Here is an 18792-nt window from a genome sequence, read left to right as displayed (position 1 = left end):
CTCACGCCCGGAAAGCGGACGGAAAGACTCAACCGTGACCGATCGTCAGGTGTAAAACCAGCTACGCCACTGGTATTAGAGGGAGCGGACCCAGTTCGCGAGCAGGGCGGCGCCGGCGTCGCCGGACTTCTCCGGGTGGAACTGGGTGGCGCTCAGCGGGCCGTTCTCGACCGCGGCGACGAACCGGTCGGTGCCGTACCTCGTCCAGGTCACCAGCGGGGCGACCGACTCCCGGGCACCCTCGAGCTCCCACTCGCGGACGCCGTACGAGTGCACGAAGTAGAACCGCTCCTTCTCGATGCCGTCGAACAGCGTGCTGCCCGCCGGGACGTCGACCGTGTTCCAGCCCATGTGCGGCACCGGTAGCGCCTTGCCTCCGGAACCCACCCTGTCGGTCAGCGGCTGCAGGCGCTCGACCGTCCCCGGCCACTGCTCGCAGCCCTCGGTCTCGACCCCGTGCTCGATGCCGCGGGCGAACAGGATCTGCATGCCGACACAGATCCCGAGCACCGGGCGGCCACCGGTCAGCCGGCGGTCGACGAGCACGTCACCGCGCACTCCCTTGAGCCCGGTCATGCAGGCCTCGAAGGCACCGACGCCGGGGACGAGCAGGCCGTCGGCGTTCAGCGCGGCGTCGAAGTCCGAGGTGACGGTGACGTCGGCGCCGACGCGCTGCAGCGCCCGCTCGCCCGACCGGATGTTCCCGGAGCCGTAGTCGAGCAGGACGACCTTCTTGCTCACAACGCACCCTTGGTGGACGGGATGCCCGGCTGTCGCGGGTCCAGCTCGGCGGCGGCCCGCAGCGCCCGGGCGAAGGCCTTGAACTGCGCCTCGACGATGTGGTGCGGGTCGCGTCCGGACAGCACCCGGATGTGGATGCAGATCGCGGCGTTGAACGCGAGCGTCTCGAACACGTGCTGGGTCAGCGAGCCGGCGTAGTCGCCGCCGATGATCGCGTACACCTGGCCCTCCGGCTCGCCGGTGTGCACGCAGTACGGCCGGCCGGACAGGTCGACCGTGCAGTGCACGAGCGCCTCGTCCAGCGGCACGGTCGCGTCGCCGAACCTCCGGATCCCGCGCTTGTCCCCCAACGCCTCGCGAAGCGCCTGGCCGAGGCCGATCGCGGTGTCCTCGACGGTGTGGTGGGCGTCGATCTCCAGGTCGCCGACCGTGTTCACGTGCAGGTCGAGCAGCGCGTGCTTGGCCAGCGCGTTGAGCATGTGGTCGTAGAAGCCGACACCGGTGGAGATGTCGGCGCGGCCCTCGCCGTCGACGTTCAGCTCGACCAGGACCTTCGACTCACTGGTCTCACGATCGATCCGTGCGGTCCGGCTCATCCACGTCCTCGCTTCGCTCCGGGCGCGGACGAGGCACGATCCGCGCTGTGCTTTCTGATGAGCTCGCTCCGCTCGCTCATGTCAGCCTTCCGACGTCGGTCTTGAGGACGCGCTCCAGTGAAGCGCGGAATGCGGCCATCTCGGCGCCGGTGCCGATGGAGACCCGCAGCCAGCCGTCCGGCCCGGTCTCGCGGATCAGTACGCCGTCGTCGAGCAGCGACTGCCAGACCGCGTGCCGGTCGGCGAACGTGCCGAACAGGACGAAGTTGGCGTCCGAGTCGACCGCGCGCAGCCCGAGCGACCGCAGCCAGTCGACGGTCTCGTCGCGCTCGACCCGCAACTGCTCGACCCGGCCGAGCAACTCGTCGGAGTGCCGCAGCGCGGCCCGCGCGACCGCCTGGGTCACCGCGGACAGATGGTACGGCAGCCGGACGATCCGCAGCGCGTCGACGAACTGCTTGCTCGCGGCAAGGTACCCGACCCGGCCGCCGGCCAGCGCGAAGGCCTTCGACATCGTCCGCGCGACCGCGAGGTTCGGGTACGACGGCAGCAGGCTGACCGCGCTCGGCGTCCCGGCCCGGCGGAACTCGGCGTACGCCTCGTCCACCACGAGCACCGACCCCGTCGCGGCGGTCCGCGCCGCGATCGCCTCGACCACCGCGATCGGCAGCGCCGTCCCGGTCGGGTTGTTCGGCGAGGCCAGCAGCACCACCGACGGGCGGTGCCGCGAGATCGCGGCCAGCGCCTTGCTCTTGTCTAGGGTGAAGTCCTCGGCCCGCCGCCCGGCGACCCAGGCCGTGTTCGTGTCCCGCGCGTACTCCGGATACATCGAGTACGTCGGCGCGAACGACAACGCCGTCCGCCCCGGGCCGCCGAAGGCCTGCAGGATGTGCAGCATGACCTCGTTCGAGCCGTTGGCCGCCCAGACCTGCTCGGCGGTGAGTTGCGCGCCGGACTCACGGCCCAGGTACGCCGCCAGGTCCGCCCGCAGGTCGAGGAACTCGCGGTCCGGGTAGCGGTTCAGCCCGCGGGCCGCCGCGCCGACGGACGCCGCGATGTCGGCGACGGTCTCCTCGCTCGGCGGGTACGGGTTCTCGTTGACGTTGAGCAGGATCGGTACGTCGAGCTGCGGGGCGCCGTACGGCTCGAAGCTCTTCAGCTCCTCGCGGATCGGCAGCCCGTCGAAGCGGGCCATCAACGCTCCCCGGGGAAACGCACGCTCACCGCGGCGCCGTGGGCCGGCAGGTCCTCGGCGTGGGCCAGCGCGACCACGTGGCCGGCGACCTGCTGCAGCGCGTCGCGGCTGTAGTTCACCACGTGCACGGCCTTCAGGAAGCTGCGCACGGACAGGCCGGACGAGTGGCAGGCGCAGCCCGCCGTCGGGAGCACGTGGTTCGAGCCCGCGCAGTAGTCGCCCAGGGACACCGGCGACCAGCCGCCGACGAAGATCGCGCCGGCGTTGGTGATCAGCCCGGCCCGCTCCTCGGCGTCCTCGGTCTGGATCTCCAGGTGCTCGGCGGCGTACGCGTTCACGACCGCGGTGCCCTGGTCGAGGTCGTCGACGAGGACGATCGCCGACTGCTGACCGTTGAGCGACTCGGTGACGCGGTCCCGGTGCTTGGTCCGCGCGACCTGGGCAGGCAGCTCCGCCTCGACCTCGGTGGCCAGCGTCTCGGACGGCGTGACCAGGACGCTCGCGGCCATCGGGTCGTGCTCGGCCTGGCTGATCAGGTCGGCGGCCACGTGCGCCGGGTCGGCGGTGGCGTCGGCGAGGATCGCGATCTCGGTCGGGCCGGCCTCCGAGTCGATCCCGACCTCGCCGAGCAGGAACCGCTTGGCCGCGACCACGTAGATGTTGCCGGGGCCGGTGATCAGGTTGACCTTCTTGCATGCCGTGACACCAGCACCGAAGCCGTACGCGAAGCCCGCGATCGCCTGCGCGCCGCCCATCGCATAGACCTCGTCGATCCCCAGCAGCGCACAGACCGCGAGAATCGTCGGGTGCGGCAGCCCACCGAAATCCTTCTGCGGCGGTGAGGCGACCGCCAGCGACGGCACGCCGGCCACCTGTGCCGGCACGACGTTCATCACCACGCTGGACGCCAGCGGCGCGCGGCCGCCCGGGACGTACAGCCCCACGCGCTGGACCGGGACGAACCGCTGGGTCACCCGCCCGCCGGGCGCGGGCTCGGAGGTGACGTCGGTGGTCAGCTCGTCCTGGCTGACCTCGCGGACACGGCGGATCGACTCCTCGATCGCACCGCGGACCTCGGGGTCGAGCTCCTCGAGGGCGGTCTTCAGCGCCTCGGCCGGGACCCGGAGGTCCTCGACCCGGACATGGTCGAACTTCTCGCCGTACTCCCTGATCGCCTCGAGGCCACGATGACGGACGTCCAGGCAGATCGGTCGGACGACGTCGAGAGCCTTCTCGACGTCGAACACGGCTCGGGGGACGAGGGCGTTCACTTCGGCTTGGAGGTCGGACACCTCTCCGGCCGCCACTCGGCCCCGCAGGTCGACGCGGCGAATCATGCCCTCAGTCTAGTGGTGACAAGCCGTGGTCCCGCGGCCGTATCCACAACCTGGCCGTCACCAGGCGTGATCAGGGCGTGGCATGGCCTAGGCTCGTCGGCATGGACTCCCGCCTGCCGCTGCTCACCGTCGACACGGTGATCTTCCCCGGGCTGGTGCTCCCCATTCCGGTCACCGACGTCCAGGGCCGCGCGGTCGTCCGCGACCTGGTCGAGAACGGTGGCGAGCTGATGTGCGGCGCCCTCGCCGTCCGGGACGGGTACGAGCTGGGCGAGCGGGTGTTCCGCTCGCTGTACGGCACGGGCTGCTCGGCGACCATCTCGGAGATCACGCTGGACGCGGACGACGACGGCCCGGTCGAGATCACCCTGACCGGCAGCCGGCGGTTCAAGGTGGCCGAGCTGGACGGCAGCGGCGACTACCTGGTCGCCGACGTCGAGTGGCTGGCCGAGGATCTCGGCGACGACCCGCTCGGTACGGCGACGATCGCGCTCGACCGCTTCCGGCGGTACGCCGCCGCCGTCACCGAGATCAGCCGCCCCGGCCTGCACATCGCCGACCTCCCGGACGACCCGAGCACACTGTCGTACCTGATGTCGGCCGCGATGACGCTGATCACCCCCGACCGGCAGAAGCTCCTCGAGGCCCCGGACACGACCTCCCGGCTGGTCCAGCTGGTCGGCCTCCTGGACACCGAGCTGTCCGCCATCGCCGCGCTCCCGTCACTCCCCCACACCGACATCAACTGGTCGGCGATGGCGCCGAACTAGGCGCTACCGAACTGAATCCCAGGTCGGTATGCTTTTGGTATGAGCAAGCAGATCACTGTGCGGCTGCCGGACGAGCTGGTGGAGTTCATGGACCAGTTGGTGGCCGCCGACAAGGCGTCGAGCCGGGCCACCGTGGTCGCCCGGGCGATGGAGCGCGAGCGGCGCCGGGAGCTGGCGGCCCGCGATCTCGCCATCCTCGCCGAGCACGGCGACAGCGACGTTCCGGACGACCTGGACGGACTGGCGGTCGCCGCCTCCGGGACCGTGCTCACCGACCTCGACTGATGCGGCCGATCCACATCGCCCGGTTGGACAAGCCGCGGCCGGTGGTGGTCCTGACCCGCGAACTGATCCGCCCGCGCCTCACCAATGTGACGGTCGCGCCCATCACCAGCACCGTGCGCGGTCTGTCCACCGAGGTGCCGGTCGGTCCGCGCAACGGCCTCAACCACGACAGCGCGATCTCCTGCGACAACATCCAGACGATCCCCAAGGTCCAGCTGGGCCGCCTGATCGGCTACCTCCACCCCGACCAGGAAACCTCCCTGGCCGAGGCCATCAGCCTCGCCTTCGACCTCGAGATCTAGACGAGTTTGCTGATGTCGCGGACGGCGCCCTTGTCGGCGCTGGTGGCCATCGCGGCGTACGCGCGCAGGGCCTGAGAGACCTTGCGGTCGCGGCTCCTCGGGGCGTAGACGCCGCCCAGCGCCGTACGGCGGCGGGTCAGCTCGGCGTCGTCCACCAGCAGCTCGATCGAGCGGCTGGGGATGTCGATGCGGATCTGGTCGCCGTCCTCGACGAGCGCGATCGTGCCACCGGACGCCGCCTCGGGTGAGGCGTGGCCGATGGACAGGCCGGAGGTGCCGCCGGAGAAGCGGCCGTCGGTGACCAGGGCGCAGACCTTGCCCAGACCGCGTCCCTTCAGGAACGACGTCGGGTAGAGCATCTCCTGCATCCCCGGGCCGCCCTTCGGACCCTCGTACCGGATCACCACGACGTCACCTGGCTGCACTTGCTTGGCCAGGATCTTCTCGACCGCCTCCTCCTGCGACTCGCACACCACCGCAGGGCCCTCGAACGTCCAGATCGACTCGTCCACCCCGGCGGTCTTCACCACGCAGCCGTCGACCGCCAGGTTGCCCTTCAGCACCGCGAGACCGCCGTCGGCGGAGTACGCGTGCTCGAGGTCGCGGATGCAGCCGCCGGCCGCGTCGGTGTCGAGCGTGTCCCACCGCTCCGACTGCGAGAACGCCGTCGCCGACCGCTTGCACCCGGGCGCCGCGTGCCACAGCTCGACGGCCTCCGGCGACGGCGAACCGCCGCGCAGGTCCCAGGTCTTCAGCCACTCGTCGATCGAGTCGCTGTGCACGGTGTGCACGTTCTCGTTCAGCAGGCCGGCGCGGTGCAGCTCACCGAGGATCGCCGGGATCCCGCCGGCCCGGTGCACGTCCTCCATGTAGTACGTGCCCTGCGGAGCCACGTTCGGCGCGACCTTCGCCAGGCACGGCACGCGCCGGGAGACCGCGTTGATGTCGTCCAGGTCGAAGTCGACCCCGGCCTCCTGGGCGGCCGCGAGCAGGTGCAGGATCGTGTTCGTCGACCCGCCCATCGCGATGTCCAGCGCCATCGCGTTCCCGAACGCCTCCTTGGAAGCCACGGCCCGCGGCAGCACGGTCGCGTCGTCGGTGTCGTAGTACCGCTGGGTGATCCGGACGACGGTCTCGCCGGCCTTCTCGTACAGCGCCCGCCGGGCGGTGTGCGTCGCCAGCACCGAGCCGTTGCCCGGCAGGGACAGCCCGATCGCCTCGGTCAGGCAGTTCATCGAGTTCGCGGTGAACATGCCCGAACACGAGCCGCAGGTCGGGCAGGCGTTCTCCTCGATCCGCAGGATGTCGGCGTCGGAGACGTTCTCGTTGACCGCCTCCGACATCGCGTCGATCAGGTCGAGCTTGCGCACCGTGCCGTCGACCAGCGTGGCCCGGCCGGCCTCCATCGGGCCGCCGGAGACGAACACGGTCGGGATGTTCAGCCGGAGCGCGGCCATCAGCATGCCCGGGGTGATCTTGTCGCAGTTCGAGATGCACACCAGCGCGTCCGCGCAGTGCGCCTCGACCATGTACTCGACCGAGTCGGCGATCAGGTCCCGCGACGGCAGGCTGTAGAGCATGCCGCCGTGGCCCATCGCGATCCCGTCGTCGACGGCGATCGTGTTGAACTCGCGGGCGATCCCGCCGGCCGCGTGGATCGCCTCGGACACGATCCGGCCGACCGGGGCGAGGTGGGTGTGGCCGGGGACGAACTCGGTGAAGCTGTTCGCGACCGCGACGATCGGCTTGCCGAAGTCCTCCCGGGCGACCCCGGAAGCCTGCATGAGCGCGCGGGCTCCGGCCATGTTGCGGCCGTGGGTGACGGTGCGGGACCTCAGTGCGGGCACGACGGCATCTCCTTCAGTCGGACGACTCCCCCGATGGTGCCATGTCCGTCCAGATGGCGGTACGCCGGTCCCGCATCGCGGAGGGCGTGAAAGTGTCCGCGGGCGGTTCTAGCCTGTGCACATGGCGGGTTTCGAGTTCCACTCGCGGCGGGTGCACCCCGCGCTGCGCCCGTACGTCGCCGAGGTCACCGGGTACGCGTATCCCGGGGAGCCGCCGGCGCTGCACCGCGGCCTGCCCTCGCAGTACCTGACGCTCGTCATCACGCTGGACGAGCCACTCGGCCTCGCCTGGCCGGGTGCACCGGTCGCGCGGTACGACACCGTCGTCGGCGGGTTGCACTCGACCGCCGTACACATCAGTCAGTCGCCCAACCGGTCCGGGCTGCAGCTCGCGCTCAGGCCGGCTGCGGCGCGCGCTCTGCTCGGGTTGCCGCCCGGTGAGCTCGCGTCGACGGTGGTCGAGCTGGACGACGTCCTCGGCAACTCGGCGCGGACGCTCGGTGATCGTCTGCGGGCTGCGCCGACCTGGGTGGATCGCTTCGACCTCGTCGAGCGCGTGCTGCTCGAGCACTGGTCGGACGAGCCCGCACCCGAGACGCGGGCGGAGCTCGGGTGGGCCTGGCGTCGTCTCCGCGAGACGGCCGGGGCGGTCGGGGTCGAGGATCTGGCGACCGAGGTCGGCTGGAGCCGGCGGCACCTGACCGACCGGTTCACGAACGAGTACGGCCTGGGGCCGAAGGTCGCCGGCCGGGTGATGCGCTTCGAGCGGGCGGTCGGGCGGCTGCGCCGCGACCCGACGCTCCGGTTGGCGGACCTGTCGGCCGACCTCGGGTACGCCGACCAGGCGCATCTGACCCGGGAGTGGAACACGATCGCCGGCTGCTCGCCACGGCAGTGGATCGCCGAGGAGGTTTTCCCAAACGTTCAAGACGAGCCGGGCGGGGTGGGCGCAGAGTCGGAGCATGAACACGACAGACACGACCACCGAGAAGAAGATCGTCGTCGGCGTCTGGCCGACGCTGGTCTACCGTGACGGCCAAGCTGCCCTGAAGTTCCTCACCGAGGGCCTGGGCTTCACCCAGATCTGCCTGTACGCCGGTGACGCGGACGGCTCGATCGCGCACTCCGAGCTGGCCTGGCCGCCGGGCGGCGGGGTCATGGTGAGCTCCGTCGGCCGGCAACGCGAGCAGGACGACTTCTCCTGGCTGGCCGAGCATCCGCAGTCGGTCTACCTGGTCCACGACGACCCGGACCGCCTGCTGGCCAAGGCGATCGCCGCCGGCGCGGTCGTCGTCCGCGGCCTGCGCGACGAGGACTACGGCTCCCGCGGCTTCACCGTCAAGGACCACGAAGGCAACCTCTGGAGCGTCGGCACCTACCGGGGCGAGATCGTCGAGTAATCCACAGGTGGCCGCTCGTCGGCCTGTGTGATGTCGGGGATCTCCGTAGAATCGCCGGGTGACCGAGACAGCCGCAGTACTGGACGAATCCGCCGGCGAGGCGCTGCAGGTGCTCCGCCGGGTGTTCGGGTACGACGCCTTCCGCGGTCAGCAGGCCGACATCATCGACACCGTCGTGGCCGGTGGGGACGCGCTGGTGCTGATGCCGACCGGCGGCGGGAAGTCGTTGTGCTACCAGATCCCCGCCTTGGTCAGATCCGGCGTGGGCGTGGTGATCTCGCCGTTGATCGCGTTGATGCAGGACCAGGTCGACGCGTTGCGGGCGCTCGGGGTCCGGGCCGGGTTCCTCAACTCCACGCAGGACTTCGAGCAGCGGCGTGAGGTCGAGCAGGCCTTCCTGGCCGGCGAGCTGGACCTGCTCTACCTCGCGCCCGAGCGGCTCCGGGTCGAGTCCACGGTCCGGCTGCTCGACCAGGGCAAGATCGCGCTGTTCGCGATCGACGAGGCGCACTGCGTGTCCCAGTGGGGCCACGACTTCCGGCCCGACTACCTGATGCTGTCGGAGTTGCACGAGCGCTGGCCCGACGTACCACGGATCGCGCTGACCGCGACCGCGACCGAGGCGACGCACCAGGAGATCGCGACCCGGCTGAAGCTGACCGGCGCGAAGCACTTCGTCGCCAGCTTCGACCGGCCGAACATCCAGTACCGGATCGTCCCGAAGGACAACCCGCAGCGGCAACTGCTCGACCTGCTGCGCACCGAGCACGCGGGTGACGCCGGCATCGTCTACTGCCTGTCACGCAACAGTGTGGAGAAGACCGCCGAGTTCCTGACCAGGAACGGGATCGAGGCCCTGCCGTACCACGCCGGCCTGGACAGCCGGACCCGCGCGGCGAACCAGGCCAGGTTCCTGCGCGAGGACGGCCTGGTCGTGGTCGCCACGATCGCGTTCGGGATGGGCATCGACAAGCCCGACGTCCGATTCGTCGCGCACCTCGATCTGCCGAAGTCGGTCGAGGGCTACTACCAGGAGACCGGCCGCGCTGGACGCGACGGGCTGCCGTCGACCGCCTGGCTCGCGTACGGGCTGCAGGACGTCGTCCAGCAGCGGAAGATGATCGACACGTCCGAGGGCGATCTCGCCCATCGCCGCCGGCTGAGCGCGCATCTCGACGCGATGCTGGCGTTGTGCGAGACCGTGCAGTGCCGGCGCTCGCAGCTGCTGGCGTACTTCGGTCAGCACGGCGACCCGTGTGGGAACTGCGACACCTGCCTGACGCCACCGGAGTCCTGGGACGGCACGATCGCGGCGCAGAAGCTCCTGTCCACGGTCTACCGGTTGCAGCACGAGCGCGGGCAGAAGTTCGGCGCCGGCCAGCTGATCGACATCCTGCTCGGCAAGGAGACCGACAAGGTCAAGCAGTTCCGGCACGACCAGCTGACGGTCTTCGGGATCGGCACGGAGCTGAAGGACGCCGAGTGGCGCGGAGTGGTCCGGCAACTACTGGCGCAACGCCTGCTCACGGTCGAGGGCGACTACGGCACGCTCGTCCTGACCGAGGAGAGCGGTGAGGTCCTCGGTCGCCGCCGCGAGGTGATGATGCGCCGCGAGCCGGAGCGCGTCGGCCGGTCGTCCCGGTCGTCGAGTGGGAAGAAGAAGGCGACCGAGGACCTCTCCCCCGAGACCGCCGCGGTGTTCGAACGCCTCCGCGCCTGGAGGGCCGCGACCGCCAAGGAGCAAGGCGTCCCGGCGTACGTGATCTTCCACGACGCCACCCTCCGCCAGATCGCCACCGACCTCCCGACCACCCTGACCGAGCTCGGCCGCATCAGCGGCATCGGCGACAACAAACTCACCAAGTACGGCGACGGCGTCCTGGAAGCACTCGCCGAGGCCTGACCTGTGTTTGGCCCGGCTGGCAGGGTGGGGGCATGGCACGGGTTCTGGTGACCGGGTCCGCGGACGGGCTCGGACGGATGGTGGCCGGGGAGTTGCTCGAGCAGGGGCACGAGGTCGTGCTGCATGCGCGGAACGGGCGGCGGGCCGAGGACGCGACGGCGGCGTTGCCGAAGGCCGCCGGAGTGCTGGTCGGCGATCTGGCGAGCCTGGCCGAGACGGCCGACGTTGCCCGGCAGGCGAACGAGTCCGGACGGTTCGACGTGGTGATCCACAACGCGGCCGTCGGCTACCAGGAGCCGCGGATCGAGACCGTCGACGGGCTGGAGCACGTGTTCGCGGTCAACGCGCTCGCGCCGTACCTGCTGACGGCGTTGATCGACCGGCCGGACCGGCTCGTCTACCTGAGCTCGGGTATGCACGAAGGAGGCGACGTCGTCCTGGACGACCTGCAGTGGGTACGCCGGCGGTGGAGCGGGTCCCGGGCGTACGCGGACTCGAAGCTGCACGACGTGATCCTCGCGTTCGCGGTCGCCCGGCGCTGGACCGGCGTACGGTCGAACGCCGTCGACCCCGGCTGGGTGCCGACGAAGATGGGCGGCCGAGGTGCGCCCGGCGACCTCGGCCAGGCGCACCTCACCCAGGTGTGGCTGGCGACCGCGCCGACCACGCCGAGCGGTGGGTACTACTACCACCAACGCCCGCACTCGACGCATCCTGCGGCCTCCGATCCCGACGTCCAGGACGCGTTCCTCGCGGCGTGCGGCGAGCTCGCCGGGGTGCCGTTCCCCGGCTGATCACTCCTGGACGGCGTACAGGGTGTTGCCGTCCTGGTCGCGGAAGGTGAACATCGGCGGGACGCCCGGCCAGCTGATCAGTTCGTCGGTGTCGACGCCTTCCGTGGTCAGGTGCTCGTGGGCCGCGGCCGCGTCGGCGGTGACGAGCCGTACGCCGGTGTCGACCGGACCGTCGCCGGTTGCCGGCGTGAGCGCGAGGTTCGTCGGCGCACCAGGCGGCGCGACGACGATCCAGCGCCCGCCCAGCTCCGGCAACGGCGCGTCCATCACGACCTCGAACCCCAGCCTGCCGGTGTAGAACGCAACCGCACGGTCCTGATCGCCGACGGGCACACCGATGGTCCGAATACCGCTGAAGTGGTTCATGACTACCTCCAGATGTCGAGTGCTTTCACTGGTAGGTAGAAACCACCCCCAAGATTTCGACATCACCGACCGACAAAGTCATGAAGAAGCCCCGGACGACCACGTGCGGGTCGTCCGGGGCTTTTCTGGCGGGTTACTTAGCGACCACGCGGAGGTTGAACTCTGCCTTGCCGTCGGCGGTGGAGCGGACGACGTAGCCGCCGGCGCGGAGGGCCGCCAGGTCCTTGTCGGAGCTGAAGCGCCTGCTCAGGGAGCCGGCCGCCTCGAAGTCGACGTACCCGATCGTCACCGCGCCCTTGGTGTCCGGCAGGGCCTGCTTGAAGTTCTCGGTCCCGCCGAGGTTGCCGCCGCTGAGGACCTGCTCGGCGTACGTCGCGTCGGTCGCCACGACCAGCGAGTCGCCGTCCTTGGCCGTCTCGATCGGGATGTTCGCCTCGGCCTTGCGGCGCAGCAGGGTAGTCAGCTTCTCCACCACCGGCTCGGCCTTGGCCGGGTCGGTCTCCATCCGGGCGGCGATCTTCGGGCCGTTGCCGGCGTCCTTGTCGATCGCGACCGCGAGGTTCTTGCCGAGCAGGCTCTTCAGGTCGTCGGGCAGCTTCAGCCCGGTTTCCTGGGTGATGCCCTCGGTGAGCTCCTGGATGTTGTTGTTCGAGGCCTTCTCGAGCTGCTTCCACATCGTGTCGACCAGGTTCTCGCCGCCGGACACTGCGAGCGCACCGGCCGTCGTGTCGGGCAGCTGGCCGATCAGCTCACCGGCGTCGGCGCCGTCGACCTTGATGCTCTGGTCGCCGTGGGCGATGCCCTTCAGCTCGACGTACGACGCGTCGAACCGCAGCGCGGCCGCCATCGACGCGTCCGAGATGCCGGCCAGCTGCTCCGACCGCACCTTGCCCGAGATCGAGGCCATCCCCTTCATGTCCGCCCAGACCGAGGCGAACCCCTGCTCGCCGAGGGCGTCCATGTCGGCGCTGAACTTGGCGTTCTTCTCCAGCGGGTTGTCCTTGCTGGTGGCCACCGCCTGGTCGACGACCGCCTGGTCGTCACCGAGCAGCACGTAACCGTTGCTGAACGCGCGCCCCGGCTTCTTGTCCTCCTTGGCGAAGAGCTTGTCCAGGCCCTTGGTGGCCTCGTCCTCGTTCTTCACCTCGACGGCGACCACCACGGTCGGCTCGTCGTCGCCGTCCGCGGACGGCAGCGCGGCCAGGCCGGCCCGCTCACCGAGCCACGGCTTGACGTCCTTCTCGTAGTCCACGTCGGCCAGGTCGTCACCGGCGTACTTCTTGATGCTCTCGAACAGCTTCTGCCGCAGGTCGTCCTGCTCACCGGTCAGGCCGAGGTTCTCCTTGACCGACGGGAACTTCAGCATGAAGCGGATCGCGGCGACCTTCTGGCCGGCCGACGGGTTCAGGTCGACGCGGGCGTAGGCGACCGCGTTGCCCGGCAGCACCGCGGCCGGCTGCTTGCCGCCGTTGAGCTTGCCGTAGGCAAAGATGCCGCCGCCGGCGACCACCAGCACCATCGCCAGCGCCGCGATCAGCGGGACCAGCTTGCCACGCTTCTTCTTCGGCTCCGGCTGCCACTGGTGCTGGCCGGGTCCGTACCCGGGACCCTGCGGCGGCTGACCGCCGACCTGCAGGTGCTCGTACGCCGTCTGCCCGCCAGGCTGCCCGTACTGCTGACCAGGCTGCCCGTACTGCGCGCCTCCCTGAGGGCCACCCGGCTGACCATAGTGCGGTCCGCCCTGAGGCCCGCTCTGCGGCTGACCGCCGTACTGCGGACCCGACGGCTGCGGACCAGGTTGCCCGTACCGCGGGCCGGACTGCTGCGGCCCGGGTTGACCCTGGCCGGGCTGCTGCCACTGACCCAGTTGGTTGCCCTGAGCATTCATCGGCGGACGCTGGCTGCCCGGCTGTCCGCCGTACTGACCGGGGTTCTGCTGCGGCCCACCCGGGTACGGCGGATTGGGCGGGTAGTTCTGGTCGGACATAGTCTCCCTCGCATGGTCCCGAACGGCCTCACCCGCCGGGCCTAGTCAGGCTAGTGCACCTGCGGCGAGGACTCGGACGCGCCAGGTTGCGATGTGGTTGCAACCGGATCGGCCCGCCAGGTCGTGGCGGCGATGATCGCGGCCGCCAGTGCCGCACCGACCAACCATGCCGCAGCAGGGGTCCACGTGTGCAGCTCGAGCGGCGCCGACACCAGGTCACCCGGCTTGGCAGCTTCGAGGCGCGGCTCGACGGGATCGTGGCCGAGTAGCATGCCGACACCCCACGCGACTCCCGCGCCGAGAACGGCGCCGAGGGCCACGATCGCGACTGACCACGGACCGTAGTTCCGCAGCCACCAGAACAGTGCACCGCCGAGCACCAGCGCGGTGATGAACCCGATCGCGGCGAAGGTGCCGTCCGGCCCGAAGATCCGGGTCATCTGCTCCTCGCCGAGGGCCCCGCCGTTCTCGTCCACGGTGTACTGCGCGAGCGGCGAGAACTGCTGCCACGCCCACCCGGCCACCACGCCGGCGACCAGGAACACGACCACGGTGACCGCGATCGCCTTCGCCCACGGCATCGCCGGCTCCGACGGAGGCGGCGTACCGAAAGGAACCCCCGCAGGCGGGGGCTGGTACGGCGAAGGCTGCACTGGCTGAGGTTCCGTCACCTCGACAGTGTGCCGCACCACCACCAACCCCACCCAATCGACAAACCGGAGCGCCGCAGTCAGGTACTCACCTACCCCGGACTGAGCTCCAGGACGCTAGGCGGATCGCCGGTCAGGTCGCTCCAGGAGCACATCAGGCACTCGGCTGACCGCCTGGATCCGCGCGCTCAGCCGGGGCGAGATACGCCCCGCGACGTCCAGCACACGGTGATGGTCAGCTGCGAGATCCCGCGCGTGGACGGGCTCATGATGAGCGATCCGGTTGCGGAGGCGTCGCAGGTCGTCGAGCTCGGAGTGCAGCCGCGCGCGGCGCACCGGCCCGTCGAACGCGAACTGCAGACACGGCTGCCACAGTCGCCGGTTGTACTCATCGGACAGCAGCGACCACCAGAAGCCCAGCATCAGTTCCGCCACGACCTTGCCGTGAAGCTCGATCTGCCCACCTCTGGTGGCGTTGATCCGAGCGTCTTCGACCTTCCGGCGGGTCGGCGGCCTCAATGGAACCACCGGATCGGAGTACCAAGAGGCTTGTGCGCCAAGTCCAGTCGCCCAGGCGGTCAATTGCCGGTCCATGGCATTGCGCAACTCGACCTCGACATAGTGCAGTACTTCGTGGAAGGCAGCGCTGATCCGGGTGTTCCAGTGGTACAAGTTCAGAGCCGAGGTCAGACTGCCGTCCGTGGCGGCGAGGTACGGGCCGAGTCTGGCCTCGGACAGCAGGTTCTCCAATGTCCAGGGCGCCCTCCGGCCTGCCTGCATGGGCCGATGAGTCGGCTGGTTCACCTGGCGCACACCTTCTCGCGAATCGCCGACGGCTGGTAGTATTCGTGGGCACGAGAGCCCCGGGAATCATGGCGTACCGGCTTCGGCCAGGGAAACCCCCCGGGGCCTTTGCATGTCCGGCCGGCGGCACTCATCTTCTGCATCCACCTGCTTCTCTCAGCTGGCGAGGCAGGAGGGGCCTAGGAGGGCTTTGAGGTCCGCCATGAGGGCTGAGGTGGGGGTGACGCGGAAGCGGTCGCCGATGCGCATGACTGTGGTCTTCTGGCGGGCCTGGAGGCGCAGTTGGACCTCGGTCATGCCGGGGTGGGACTGCAGGATGTCCCGGAGTTGGTCCACGACCGGCTGGGTGCACCGGTTGACCGCCATCGTGATCACCACCGGTCCGCTCGGGCCCTCGGTGAGGTCCGGGACGACGACCTCGTCGCCGCTCAGCTCGAGGCGGTCCTCGCGGCGGCGGACGCGGCCCTTCATCAGGATGATCGCGTCGTTGGTCAGCAGGTGCGCGTGCAGCTGGTACGCCGAGGAGAACATCATCACCTCGATCGAACCCTCGAGGTCCTCGATGGTGACGATCGCGTAGATGTCGCCGCGCTTGTTCACCTTGCGCTGGACCGCGGTGACCAGGCCGCCGATCGTGACCCGGCTGCCGTCCGGCCGGTCCTCGTCCGCGAGCAGCTGACCGATCGTGCAGTCCGAGCCGTTGGTGAGCACGTGCTCGACCCCGAACAGCGGGTGGTCGGAGACGTACAGCCCCAGCATGTCCCGCTCGTGCGCGAGCTTGGTGGCCTTGTCCCACTCCTCGATCTCCGGGACCGTGACCGTGAGCCGGCTGTTGCCCTCGCCCTCGTCGGCCTCGTCGTCGCCCATCGAGAACAGGTCGAACTGCCCGTGCGCCTCGTTCCGCTTCAGGTCGATGGCCTCGTCGACGGCCTGCTCGTGCACCGCGACGACCGCGCGCCGGGCGTGGCTCATCGAGTCGAACGACCCGGCCTTGGCCAGCGACTCGATCACCCGCTTGTTGCAGACCGGCAGCGGCACCTTGTCGATGAAGTCGACGAAGTCGGTGAACCGGCCCTTCTCCTCCCGGGCCGCGACGATCTCGGCGACAACGTTCACGCCGACGTTGCGGATCGCGGACAGGCCGAAGCGGATGTCGGTGCCGACCGGGGTGAAGTTCGAGTCGGACTCGTTCACGTCCGGCGGGAGCACCTTGATGCCCATCCGGCGGCACTCGTTCAGGTAGATGGCCATCTTGTCCTTGTCGTCCTTGACGGACGTGAGGACGGCGGCCATGTACTCCGCCGGGTAGTTGGCCTTCAGGTACGCCGTCCAGTAGGACACCAGACCGTACGCCGCCGAGTGCGCCTTGTTGAACGCGTAGTCGGAGAACGGGACCAGCACGTCCCAGAGCGCCTTGATCGACGCCTCGGAGAACCCGTTCGCCTTCATGCCCTCGGAGAAGCCGACGTACTCCGCGTCCAGCACCTCACGCTTCTTCTTGCCCATCGCCCGGCGGAGCAGGTCCGCTTTGCCGAGCGTGTAGCCCGCGAGCTGCTGGGCGATCGCCATCACCTGCTCCTGGTAGACGATCAGGCCGTACGTCGTCCCCAGGATCGGCTCGAGCGCCTCGGCGAGCTCGGGATGCAGGTAGGTGACCTCCTGCTGCCCGTTCTTGCGCAGGGCGTAGTTGGTGTGGCTGTTCGCGCCCATCGGCCCCGGCCGGTAGAGCGCGCCGACCGCGGAGATGTCCTCGAAGTTGTCCGGCCGCATCAGCCGCAGCAGGGCCCGCATCGGTCCGCCGTCGAACTGGAACACGCCGAGCGTCTCACCGCGGGCGAGCAGGTCGTACGTCGGCTTGTCGTCGAGCGTCTTGGCCAGCTCGTCCAGGTCCAGCGTGATGCCGCGGCTGGCCTCGACGTTCTTGACCGCGTCGTCCATGATCGTCAGGTTGCGCAGGCCGAGGAAGTCCATCTTGACCAGGCCGAGCGTCTCGCAGCTCGGGTAGTCGAACTGGGTGATCACCTGGCCGTCCTGCTCGCGGCGCATGATCGGGATCAGGTCGATCAGCGGCTCGCTGGACATGATCACGCCGGCCGCGTGCACCCCCCACTGGCGCTTCAGGTTCTCCAGGCCGCGGGCGGTGTCGACGATCTTGCGGACGTCCTGGTCGGCCTCGTACAGCTGGCGGAACTCGGTGGCCTCGGAGTACCGCTTGTGGGTGGAGTCGAAGATGCCGGACAGCGGGATGTCCTTGCCCATCACCGTCGGCGGCATCGCCTTGGTGATCCGGTCGCCCATCGCGAACGGGTAGTCCAGCACCCGGCCGGCGTCCTTGATCGCCTGCTTGGCCTTGATCGTGCCGTAGGTGACGATCATCGCGACCCGGTCGTCGCCGTACTTCTCGGTGACGTAGCGGATCACCTCGGGGCGGCGGCGGTCGTCGAAGTCGACGTCGAAGTCGGGCATCGACATGCGTTCCGGGTTCAGGAAGCGCTCGAAGATCAGGCCGTGCTGGAGCGGGTCCAGGTCGGTGATCTTCATCGCGTACGCACACATCGAGCCGGCGCCGGAACCACGGCCCGGGCCGACCCGGATGCCGTTCTTCTTGGCCCAGTTGATGAAGTCGGCGACGACGAGGAAGTAGCCGGCGTACCCCTTCGAGACGATGACCTCGATCTCGTACTCCGCCTGCTTGCGGACGGCGTCCGGGATGCCGGCCGGGTAGCGGTGGTGCAGACCGGTCTCGACCTCGGCGACGAACCAGGACTCCTCGTTGTGGCCCTCCGGGCAGGGGAACCGCGGCATGAACCGGCCCTCGCCCTCGGTGAAGGTGACGTCGCATTGCTCGGCGATCAGCAGCGTGTTGTCACACGCCTCCGGCAGCTCCTTCCAGACCTCGCGCATCTCGGCCGCGGTCTTGACGTAGAACTCGTTCGCGTCGAACTTGAACCGGTTCGGGTCGGACAGCGTCGAGCCGGACTGGACGCACAGCAGCGCGGCGTGCGCGGTGGCGTCCTCGGGCTTGGTGTAGTGCAGGTCGTTGGTCGCGACCAGCGGCAGGTCGAGCTCCCGGGCCAGCTTGAGCAGGTCCTTCTGGATGTCCCGCTCGATGCCGAGGCCGTGGTCCATCAGCTCGCAGTAGAAGTTCTCCTTGCCGAAGATGTCGCGGAACTCCGCGGCCGCCTCGACGGCCTCCTTGTACTGCCCTAGGCGGAGCCGGGTCTGCACCTCGCCGGACGGGCAGCCGGTGGTCGCGATCAGGCCCTGGCCGTAGGTGTTCAGCAGCTCGCGGTCCATCCGGGGCTTGAAGTAGTAGCCCTCGAGGCTGGCCAGCGAGCTCATCCGGAACAGGTTGTGCATGCCGGACGTGTTCTTCGCCAGCAGCGTCATGTGCGTGTAGGCACCACTGCCGGAGACGTCGTCGCGGCCCGCGTTCGCGTCGCCCCACTTGACCCGCTTCCGCTCGCTGCGGTGGGTGTGCGGCGTCAGGTACGCCTCCACGCCGATGATCGGCTTGACGTCGTACTTCTTCGCCGTCCGCCAGAACTCGTAGGCACCGAACACGTAGCCGTGGTCGGTGGTGGCGATGGCCGGCATGCCCATCTCCTGGGCGGTCTTGAACAACTCGTCGATCCGCGCGGCGCCGTCCAGCATGGAGTACTCGGTGTGCACGTGTAGATGCACGAAACTGTCGCTGGACGCCATGTCTGCGCAGACCTCCCAGGGCGTGAGTGAGGGTGACTCGCAGCAGCCTAATCGGGCCCACCGACAAGTTCCGTGAGGGGCGGACCTGGCACGCCGATGCGGTCGCTATC

Annotated in this window: 17 protein-coding genes; 7 read left to right on the top strand and 10 right to left on the bottom strand. The window is 69.5% G+C overall.

The features are described 5' to 3' along the window. Positions 1 to 75: 75 nt before the first annotated feature. The 4 genes from hisH to hisD form a co-directional block, all read right to left on the bottom strand. Complete coding sequence (gene hisH / locus ACQPYZ_RS14195; RefSeq protein WP_433168238.1) at positions 76 to 741, bottom strand: imidazole glycerol phosphate synthase subunit HisH; 666 nt, start codon at positions 739 to 741, stop codon at positions 76 to 78. Beyond that, positions 738 to 1337: an imidazoleglycerol-phosphate dehydratase HisB gene (hisB, locus tag ACQPYZ_RS14190; RefSeq protein WP_433168236.1), complete on the bottom strand. Its 600-nt coding sequence runs from the start codon at positions 1335 to 1337 to the stop codon at positions 738 to 740. Before hisB ends, hisH begins: the two co-directional genes overlap by 4 nt. Positions 1338 to 1413: 76 nt before the next feature. After that, on the bottom strand, positions 1414 to 2532 hold the full coding sequence (locus ACQPYZ_RS14185) for a histidinol-phosphate transaminase (RefSeq protein WP_433168234.1): 1119 nt from the start codon (positions 2530 to 2532) through the stop codon (positions 1414 to 1416). Beyond that, positions 2532 to 3869, bottom strand: a complete 1338-nt coding sequence (gene hisD / locus ACQPYZ_RS14180) for a histidinol dehydrogenase (protein WP_433168232.1) — start codon at positions 3867 to 3869, stop codon at positions 2532 to 2534. Before hisD ends, ACQPYZ_RS14185 begins: the two co-directional genes overlap by 1 nt. A gap of 101 nt (positions 3870 to 3970) precedes the next feature. Between hisD and ACQPYZ_RS14175 the strand changes: the two genes are divergently transcribed. Genes ACQPYZ_RS14175 through ACQPYZ_RS14165 form a run of 3 tightly spaced genes read left to right on the top strand, consistent with a single transcriptional unit; the run spans position 3971 to position 5226 of the window. Beyond that, entirely contained in the window at positions 3971 to 4639 is a 669-nt protein-coding gene (locus ACQPYZ_RS14175; protein ID WP_433168230.1) for an LON peptidase substrate-binding domain-containing protein, read from the top strand. Between the two features lie 39 nt (positions 4640 to 4678). Further along, entirely contained in the window at positions 4679 to 4924 is a 246-nt protein-coding gene (locus ACQPYZ_RS14170; protein WP_433168228.1) for a ribbon-helix-helix domain-containing protein, read from the top strand. Then, positions 4924 to 5226 carry a type II toxin-antitoxin system PemK/MazF family toxin gene (locus tag ACQPYZ_RS14165; protein WP_433168227.1) on the top strand — a complete coding sequence of 101 codons (303 nt, stop codon included), beginning with the start codon at positions 4924 to 4926 and terminating at the stop codon, positions 5224 to 5226. The genes ACQPYZ_RS14170 and ACQPYZ_RS14165 overlap by 1 nt, the downstream gene beginning before the upstream one ends. On the opposite strand, the gene ilvD is transcribed toward ACQPYZ_RS14165, so the two are convergent. Next, positions 5223 to 7073, bottom strand: a complete 1851-nt coding sequence (gene ilvD / locus ACQPYZ_RS14160) for a dihydroxy-acid dehydratase (protein ID WP_433168225.1) — start codon at positions 7071 to 7073, stop codon at positions 5223 to 5225. The genes ACQPYZ_RS14165 and ilvD overlap by 4 nt on opposite strands. A 121-nt stretch (positions 7074 to 7194) precedes the next feature. Here ilvD and ACQPYZ_RS14155 point away from each other — a divergent pair, with 121 nt between their 5' ends. From ACQPYZ_RS14155 to ACQPYZ_RS14140, 4 genes are read left to right on the top strand one after another with little or no spacing between them, the layout of a single operon-like run. Continuing rightward, positions 7195 to 8106, top strand: a complete 912-nt coding sequence (locus ACQPYZ_RS14155; protein ID WP_433168223.1) for a helix-turn-helix domain-containing protein — start codon at positions 7195 to 7197, stop codon at positions 8104 to 8106. After that, positions 8036 to 8473, top strand: a complete 438-nt coding sequence (locus ACQPYZ_RS14150) for a VOC family protein (protein ID WP_433168221.1) — start codon at positions 8036 to 8038, stop codon at positions 8471 to 8473. Before ACQPYZ_RS14155 ends, ACQPYZ_RS14150 begins: the two co-directional genes overlap by 71 nt. Before the next feature lie 58 nt (positions 8474 to 8531). Beyond that, the gene (gene recQ / locus ACQPYZ_RS14145; RefSeq protein WP_433168220.1) at positions 8532 to 10376 is read left to right on the top strand and encodes a DNA helicase RecQ; all 1845 of its coding nucleotides are present in this window, start codon (positions 8532 to 8534) and stop codon (positions 10374 to 10376) included. A 32-nt stretch (positions 10377 to 10408) separates the two neighbouring features. Further along, a complete protein-coding gene (locus tag ACQPYZ_RS14140) occupies positions 10409 to 11170 on the top strand; it encodes an SDR family NAD(P)-dependent oxidoreductase (protein ID WP_433168218.1) in 762 nt (253 codons plus the stop codon). Here the strand turns inward: ACQPYZ_RS14140 and ACQPYZ_RS14135 are convergent, their stop codons facing one another. The 5 genes from ACQPYZ_RS14135 to dnaE all read right to left on the bottom strand — a co-directional run bounded on the left by ACQPYZ_RS14135 (position 11171) and on the right by dnaE (position 18682). Further along, positions 11171 to 11536, bottom strand: coding sequence for a VOC family protein (locus ACQPYZ_RS14135; protein ID WP_433168216.1), 366 nt, complete (start codon positions 11534 to 11536; stop codon positions 11171 to 11173). It lies immediately after the preceding gene. A gap of 133 nt (positions 11537 to 11669) precedes the next feature. Continuing rightward, positions 11670 to 13523: a DUF3352 domain-containing protein gene (locus ACQPYZ_RS14130; protein WP_433168214.1), complete on the bottom strand. Its 1854-nt coding sequence runs from the start codon at positions 13521 to 13523 to the stop codon at positions 11670 to 11672. A 50-nt stretch (positions 13524 to 13573) separates the two neighbouring features. Then, entirely contained in the window at positions 13574 to 14104 is a 531-nt protein-coding gene (locus ACQPYZ_RS14125; protein WP_433168212.1) for a hypothetical protein, read from the bottom strand. A 186-nt stretch (positions 14105 to 14290) separates the two neighbouring features. After that, positions 14291 to 14986, bottom strand: a complete 696-nt coding sequence (locus ACQPYZ_RS14120; protein WP_433168210.1) for a hypothetical protein — start codon at positions 14984 to 14986, stop codon at positions 14291 to 14293. Between the two features lie 147 nt (positions 14987 to 15133). Further along, complete coding sequence (gene dnaE, locus ACQPYZ_RS14115; protein ID WP_433168209.1) at positions 15134 to 18682, bottom strand: DNA polymerase III subunit alpha; 3549 nt, start codon at positions 18680 to 18682, stop codon at positions 15134 to 15136. Between the last annotated feature and the right edge of the window lie 110 nt (positions 18683 to 18792).

It is taken from the genome of Kribbella sp. CA-247076, from assembly GCF_050942445.1.
Taxonomy (GTDB): domain Bacteria; phylum Actinomycetota; class Actinomycetes; order Propionibacteriales; family Kribbellaceae; genus Kribbella.
This window is presented reverse-complemented; position numbering and strand designations above follow the sequence as displayed.

Bases quoted from the DNA above. Each gene is read 5' to 3' on its own strand.
- ACQPYZ_RS14175 (WP_433168230.1), top strand. From the start codon at position 3,971: ATGGACTCCCGCCTGCCGCTGCTCACCGTCGACACGGTGATCTTCCCC.
- ACQPYZ_RS14185 (WP_433168234.1), bottom strand. From the start codon at position 2,532: ATGGCCCGCTTCGACGGGCTGCCGATCCGCGAGGAGCTGAAGAGCTTC.
- ACQPYZ_RS14130 (WP_433168214.1), bottom strand. From the start codon at position 13,523: ATGTCCGACCAGAACTACCCGCCCAATCCGCCGTACCCGGGTGGGCCG.
- dnaE (WP_433168209.1), bottom strand. From the start codon at position 18,682: ATGGCGTCCAGCGACAGTTTCGTGCATCTACACGTGCACACCGAGTAC.
- ACQPYZ_RS14165 (WP_433168227.1), top strand. From the start codon at position 4,924: ATGCGGCCGATCCACATCGCCCGGTTGGACAAGCCGCGGCCGGTGGTG.
- hisD (WP_433168232.1), bottom strand. From the start codon at position 3,869: ATGATTCGCCGCGTCGACCTGCGGGGCCGAGTGGCGGCCGGAGAGGTG.
- ACQPYZ_RS14125 (WP_433168212.1), bottom strand. From the start codon at position 14,104: ATGCCGTGGGCGAAGGCGATCGCGGTCACCGTGGTCGTGTTCCTGGTC.
- ACQPYZ_RS14150 (WP_433168221.1), top strand. From the start codon at position 8,036: ATGAACACGACAGACACGACCACCGAGAAGAAGATCGTCGTCGGCGTC.
- ACQPYZ_RS14155 (WP_433168223.1), top strand. From the start codon at position 7,195: ATGGCGGGTTTCGAGTTCCACTCGCGGCGGGTGCACCCCGCGCTGCGC.
- ACQPYZ_RS14170 (WP_433168228.1), top strand. From the start codon at position 4,679: ATGAGCAAGCAGATCACTGTGCGGCTGCCGGACGAGCTGGTGGAGTTC.
- hisB (WP_433168236.1), bottom strand. From the start codon at position 1,337: ATGAGCCGGACCGCACGGATCGATCGTGAGACCAGTGAGTCGAAGGTC.
- ACQPYZ_RS14135 (WP_433168216.1), bottom strand. From the start codon at position 11,536: ATGAACCACTTCAGCGGTATTCGGACCATCGGTGTGCCCGTCGGCGAT.
- ACQPYZ_RS14140 (WP_433168218.1), top strand. From the start codon at position 10,409: ATGGCACGGGTTCTGGTGACCGGGTCCGCGGACGGGCTCGGACGGATG.